General features: G+C 76.8%; 1 protein-coding gene. It reads right to left on the reverse strand.

Annotated elements, in window-relative coordinates; translation table 11 throughout:
- Positions 1 to 1,026, reverse strand: a 1,026-nt coding sequence (locus ABD323_RS40395; protein WP_344447101.1) for a coiled-coil domain-containing protein, incomplete at its 3' end; no start/stop codon positions are given.
- Between the last annotated feature and the right edge of the window lie 1,416 nt (positions 1,027 to 2,442).

Raw genomic sequence — 2,442 nt, forward strand, 5'->3', positions numbered from 1 at the left:
TCGGCGTGGGGGTCGGCGTCGGGGTGGGCGTGGGCGTCGGGGTGGGGGTCGGCGTGGGGGTGGGGGTGCGAGTGCGGGTGGGGCTGCGTCGGCGGCGGGGGGCGGTGCACCCGCGGCGCTCGCGGCCGCCGCGCCGGCGGCCGGCATCATGCCGACCGCCTTGCCGGTGAGCGAGGCGAGCGTGCCCTTGATGTGGTCCAGGTGCGTCTGCACCGTGGCCAGCTTCTTGTCGAACGCCTCGCGCTCGCTGACGCAGGCCGCGTTGATCCGGCCGGCCTCCCGGCGCGCCTGGTCGATCAGCTGGTCGGCCTTGGCCTGCGCGTCGGTGTCGGTCTGCTTGATCAGGCCCAGCACGTTCTCCCGGTGCTGCTCGGCCTCCTTGAGGCGGCGCTCGGCGGCCAGCGAGATCTTGGCGTCCTCGGCCGCCGCGGCGGCCTCCTCGGCGGCGAACCGCTGGTCGGCGTCGCGGCGCAGCTCGGCCAGCTTGGCCTCGGCGCGCTCGCCGGCCTCGGCCGCGGCCACCCGGGTCTTGGCGGCCTCGCCGGTGGCACCGTCGCGGATCGCCCGGGCGTCGCGGTCGGCCTCGCCGCGCAGCTTCTCGGCCTCGGCCCGGGTGCGCTCCTCGATGCGCCGGGCGGCCTGCTGGGCCTCGGCGCGGGTGGCGTCGGCGTAGGCGGTGGCCGCGGTGCCGGCGGCCTGGGCGGCCTCGCGGACCTGCCGGCCGGTCTCCTCGGAGCGCTGCCGGGCCTTGTCGCGCACCGCGCGGGCCTCGTTGTCGGCGATCGCCATCAGGTCGGCCGCCTGCTCGCTGAGCGTGGCGTAGTCGGGCTCGGGTGCGTCGGCGGCGGCCTGCCGGGTGGCGACCAGCCGCTGTTCGAGCTCGCGCAGCTGCGCGCCGAGCAGGCTCAGCCGCTGCCAGGCCTCGTCCCGCTGGGCGGTCAGTGCCGCCATCGCGTGGTCGACCTGGTCCGGCGCGTACCCGCGCCGGGCAGCGGTGAAGCCGTACGACGGGATGGCGTCGCTCATGGGCTGGGTTCCCCTCAGTGGCTGGCTCTGGGTGGGCTGGGTCGGGCTGCCGACGACGTCCCGCTCTTTGTCGTCTTGACCTATTTTGCGCAGATCATCTGGAAAGCCCAAGGAAGCGACACCGCCCGCCGGCTCCGAGCGGTGGCCCCCGGAAGGGGACCGTCCCGCCCGGAGGCACGGGGCGGCTACAGCAGGCCGTCCCAGAACTGCTCCAGCAGGACGGCCCACCAGGTGTCCGGGCCCTGCAGGGCGGCCGGGTCCAGCGCGGCCAGCTCGGCCTGGAAGTCGGCGGTCCAGCGCCCGGCCTGGTCCGGGGTCAGGCCGTAGCGCAGCGGCCACATCCGACCGAGCAGGGCGAGCGACCGGACGAACTCCGGCACACCACTGTTGACGAAGCGCGGCTGCTGCGCGGTTCCCTCCAGGTCGACGGCGACCACGGCCGCTGTGCCGTACTGCACACAGAGCTGCCGCCCGTAGTCGTTGCCGAGCACCAGGTACCCGCCCGCCTCCGGGCCGGCCGGCAGACCGCGCTCGGCGGCCAGCTCGGCCAGCGTCGGGATCGGCCGGTCCTTGGGGGCGTGCGCCCAGAAGAACGGGCCGAAGTTCGTCGGCAGGCCCACCCAGGTCAGGATCTGCGCCACCGCCTCGGGCACGCCCTGGCGGGAGACCGCACGCTGCTCGTAGCGGAAGACCCCCGGCCCGAAGTACTGCCCGAGCTCGGCGGCGAGCTGCTGCGGCGGCGCCGGCGGACGCTGCGCGACGGTGCCCGGGGCCGGCAGCGGCACCCGGACCGGGCGCGGGCGGCGCGGACCGGCCGCCAGCTGGTGCAGCTCGTCCAGGTGGTTCAGCAGGTGGGCCATGCCGGCCTGGCGGGCCTGCTGCTCACGCCCGTAGGCCGCCGTGTGGGTGACCCGCACGTTCGGCCAGGAGGAGGCGATCAGCCGGGTGCAGTAGCCGCCGGGCAGGTCGCAGGACTCCAGCTCGGTGTGCAGTTCCAGCACCTGCTCGGCGGGCACGCCGCGCTGGCGCAGCTCCTGAAGGATCTTCCACTCCGGGTGCGGGGTGCCCGGCTCGCTGCGGTGCATCACCTTCTGCTCGGAGCCGTCGGGCGCCCGGTAGCTGAGCACCGCGAGGTAGCCGGGGCCGACCGTCGGCACGCCGGGCGGCACCGGAGCGCCCTGCGGCGGCAGGCCGGGCACCGGCGCGGCGGCACCGGGCGCCGCGGCGGGGGCCGGGGCACCGGCGACGGGGGCGCCGGGGGCTCCGGGCACAGGGGCCCCGGGAGCGCCGCCGGGTGCCGGGAAGCCGTAGCCGCCCGGGGCGCCCGGGCCGGGCACGACGGGCGAGGCGAGCTGGGTGGCGGCCTGCGCGACGCCGGCGCGTGGGAAGTCGGAGGCCAAGCGGTCTTAGGAAGAC

Source organism: Kitasatospora nipponensis (assembly GCF_039528135.1).
GTDB lineage: Bacteria > Actinomycetota > Actinomycetes > Streptomycetales > Streptomycetaceae > Kitasatospora > Kitasatospora nipponensis.